Source organism: Ilyomonas limi, from assembly GCF_005233845.1.
In the GTDB taxonomy this organism is placed as follows: Bacteria; Bacteroidota; Bacteroidia; order Chitinophagales; family Chitinophagaceae; genus Ilyomonas; species Ilyomonas limi.
Genome location: NZ_SZQL01000049.1, coordinates 1 through 3,463, shown reverse-complemented (window position 1 = coordinate 3,463; position 3,463 = coordinate 1). Strand labels below are relative to the sequence as shown.

The 3,463-nt window shown below is 37.3% G+C and carries 5 protein-coding genes; 1 reads left to right on the top strand and 4 read right to left on the bottom strand.

Annotated elements, in window-relative coordinates; all coding sequences use genetic code 11:
* Positions 1-112: 112 nt before the first annotated feature.
* The 3 genes from FC093_RS23405 to FC093_RS23395 form a co-directional block, all read right to left on the bottom strand.
* Positions 113-874, bottom strand: coding sequence for a hypothetical protein (locus FC093_RS23405; RefSeq protein ID WP_137264249.1), 762 nt, complete (start codon positions 872-874; stop codon positions 113-115).
* Positions 875-1,105: 231 nt separating this feature from the next.
* A complete protein-coding gene (locus FC093_RS23400; RefSeq protein ID WP_137264248.1) occupies positions 1,106-1,852 on the bottom strand; it encodes a hypothetical protein in 747 nt (248 codons plus the stop codon).
* Between the two features lie 186 nt (positions 1,853-2,038).
* The gene (locus FC093_RS23395; RefSeq protein ID WP_137264247.1) at positions 2,039-2,515 is read right to left on the bottom strand and encodes a toxin-antitoxin system YwqK family antitoxin; all 477 of its coding nucleotides are present in this window, start codon (positions 2,513-2,515) and stop codon (positions 2,039-2,041) included.
* 32 nt (positions 2,516-2,547) lie between these two features.
* Here FC093_RS23395 and FC093_RS23960 point away from each other — a divergent pair, with 32 nt between their 5' ends.
* Positions 2,548-2,706 (top strand): hypothetical protein, encoded by a 159-nt coding sequence (locus FC093_RS23960; protein WP_170971215.1) that lies wholly within the window; start codon positions 2,548-2,550, stop codon positions 2,704-2,706.
* Positions 2,707-2,708: 2 nt separating this feature from the next.
* Here the strand turns inward: FC093_RS23960 and FC093_RS23390 are convergent, their stop codons facing one another.
* Complete coding sequence (locus tag FC093_RS23390; RefSeq protein WP_137264246.1) at positions 2,709-3,290, bottom strand: hypothetical protein; 582 nt, start codon at positions 3,288-3,290, stop codon at positions 2,709-2,711.
* Between the last annotated feature and the right edge of the window lie 173 nt (positions 3,291-3,463).

The following is a 3,463-nucleotide window of genomic DNA, read 5'->3' as shown; positions in this document are numbered from 1 at the left end:
GCTGTAGTAACATCTATGAGCTGAAGAATATTCAATCATGTAAATCCACAGCGTACTAAATCTATCTCTTTATGTAGTACCTTTATTCACATATCACCCCTCGAAAACCGCTTTACATAGGATGCACTTGTTGGCTGTAGCCCAATATCTTTTTGAGTTTTGTTTTCCAATACTTCTCTAAATCATATTCGTCTGGACCAACCTTTTTTGTCACGTTAAAGCTTTCAATAGATTTTTTCACGCTACTTATAAAGAGTTTACAATTTGTCAAGTTGCCACTGTTGTCTGTGTCATAACTTGTGTCAAAGTTCATTTCAAGCGACGCAATTTCAATTCGTTTTTTGTTCTTAAAGGTGAGAAGGTTTGAGTGAACTGGGCTGTTCATTAATTTTCCAAATTGGTTTTCAAAGTAAATGTGTTTGGAAGAATTTAAGGTTGTCCAATCTCTACTAATTGTACAGTCAAGTGAATCGGAAAAGCGATTATTCAGTTTGTCAAAGAAATAAATTTCACCGTGCCATTTCCAATAAAAAATTAAGTCCTTATTGCCGTCACCATCTAAATCATTTGTAATGTCGTAGTCATTGTGATTACCTAAATTCTCAAATTGAATATTGTCAATCCATTTGTTTCCTTTGTAAACTTGAACTGTTCCATCAAATGTTGCGTCGTTATGGACTATTCTAAAATGTGTCTTGTTAACTGTGAAAGTATCAATATAACCTTCTGAACCTGCGTGGTCAATTTCTTTATTCCAAAATGGCAGCTTTTCGTAGTCTTTTTTCCAAGCTTTTATATTGATTTCTTTAACATTGGTTTGTCCAAAGCTACTCTGTCCAAGTAGTAAAAGTATTATGAGTAAAACTTTTTTCATTTCAAGTTTGCGGATTGTCAAATGGGTTACAGCCAACGTTAAAGTATTGCCGAAGGCGGGATATTTTATAACGTCCAGCCTGGAACTAAAGATAAATAGAATTATAAAAGCTGATAAACATTTAATTGACGCAGCGAAGCAAGTCAAGCCCGAACCGATGCTGATAGCGAGATGCAGATGATGATATATTCTTCTGCGCCGCTTTTGGCAATACTATGTTAGTGGCCGTTTTTAATACAGTCCTGGTATTGGAAATCTATATCCAATAAAATACTTTTTACCATTGATTTCAAACGCTTGCTTTTCTCGTCTTTTCTTGATGAGTTTTGTCAACTGGCTGAAATATTTTTTGTCTAAGAATATACTTGTAACATGACCTTCATGCTTTCTTGTGTCTGGACTATTAAGGTCAGGCCAATTTGCGGGCCATTGAATTGGTGTGTCAGGTGAGTGGCTATAGTCAGACAACATTATTTCAATTTTGTCAGGTATCCACTTCGTGTATTTGTCAGCGTCAAAGTTTAATACGAAGTCATGAATTTTGAGAACTTGCGATGGAAATCTTTTCCGATAATCCTTTGATGAAATATATCCGTAAACTGAAACACGAACCAAAGTGTCAAGCTTTACAAAAACGCTATAAGAAGGATTGTCTGCCGCCATTATTTCGCCATTAGGGTCTGGATTAGTTGCATTGTAAAATCTGCTTTTTTGAAAGAGGGTGTCTCTCAAGTTAAGTTCATCAATGAGTTCCAACTTTTCGCCTTCGTCAAGGTGTGTCACATTATAGCCTCCACCTTTCCAAAATAAAACTTTGCCATTGTCATACAAAATGAAGGGTGGGCCTTCTGCTCCCATGAACATAGCCCATGGGTCGCTAACACGATACCAAAAGATTGGTTTTCCAAAACTTGTGTCTAGCTGTCCAAATGTACTTTGTCCGATAAAAAGTAAGATGAGAAGAAAAACTCGTGTCATGTTTTTATAGGTAGATGCTATAATTAGAGAGTTTGCATAATGGCTACTAACGGTTAAGGCTTGCTGCCGGAGCGGCAAGTTTGCACGTCAGCTTGGATAAAGATATATAGTTTAATAGAATTGCTGATGTTCAGCACAGATTCGTCAAGCCGCTATGGCAGCAAACCCGCTGTTGTGTGCTGTACATTACTTATCAATCAATGTGTCATTATGAAAGCTTTGTTGTTTTATGATCTGTCCGTCCTTTGAAAATACTTTCCAAACACTGTCGCGTTTGTCGTTTTTCCAAAAACTTACACTTCTTATTTTTTTAGAATCGTCGTAGAACTCGGTTTTGGTTGTGATTTCATCGTTACCTATTCTGGTAAACGTTTCAGCAGACGCATAGGGGCTTCTTGTCAGGTCATCATATATAAGTCTTGCAACGGGGGCAAGTGTCAATAAGATAATAAAGCCAAACCACAAATTTTGTCTGAACCATTGTCTGTAAATAAAAGGTGTCGCTAATGAAAGTATTGCAGCACCATACAACGCTATGATTATCATAGCTCCAAGAGTTGTCAAAGGGCTTTGATAACCACCAGACTTCCCAAAATTTGAAACAAACATTAAAATTGGCGTCAACACAATTATGAGCATTGTCCAAATAATAACAATTGTCATAGGGTTGAGTCTTGTCTTAAATCTTTGCATTGTTGAATATTGTCAAATTGTATGGCACACAACGTTTCAGGCTTGCTGCCGGAGCGGTATCCTTGCACGTCAGTTTGGATAAAGATATACAGTTTAATAGAATTATAGATGTTCAGCACATGTTCGTCGCCCGCTATGGCAGCAAACTACCTGTTGGCTGAAGTTATTGCATCTTCACGTTTTTCGGAATGTCAAACTCATCAGGCTTAATAATATAGTCTTCGTCAATCGAAGTAGCATATTCGTAAATCTGGTCAGCAAGCAACACTTTCCTTAATGCAATACCTTTCCAATACCAAATCTTGGCTCCGCCCATGTCATATATGTCACACCTTTTTCCCAGAAATGTATCTTCTCCTACCCTCTTTTGCGTATTACCAAATAATGTGTCGTTAGTATTTGGTCCTGCATTAAAATATAGTGCTGCCCGCTTACTTCCTTCCAGAAGGTCTAAGTCAATAACGAAAACCGAGTCTTGCGTTTGTATAATAAGCCGATTGTAAACTGTTCTGTTTCCAATTACTTCTTTTGGAATGTCAGCGTTTGCCGATGTGTCAACGTGTATTATACCAAATTCTTTTCCGATTCTGCCCGAGTCGCTAAATACAATTGTCTTTGTCCCTTTTTGAAAACCGTTAGCGAAAACAAAGTCAATCTTACATGACTTTATTCCAAAAGGCGCTTGTGAGTATCCGGTTATTGTCTGTCCAATAAGAAAAATGAAAATGAAGCTTAGAAGTCTCATAATATAATTTCAGCCAACGTTCAGGGCTTGCTGCCGCAGCGGCATTCTGAGTTACGTCCTTTAGATTTGTTTTTACAAATACTGGCAATGAGTTATTGTTGGTAATATCCTTTCTTTTCATACATAATGTAACTTGTTCAATAAACTAACCGGTGGCGGCAGCGCATTAGGAG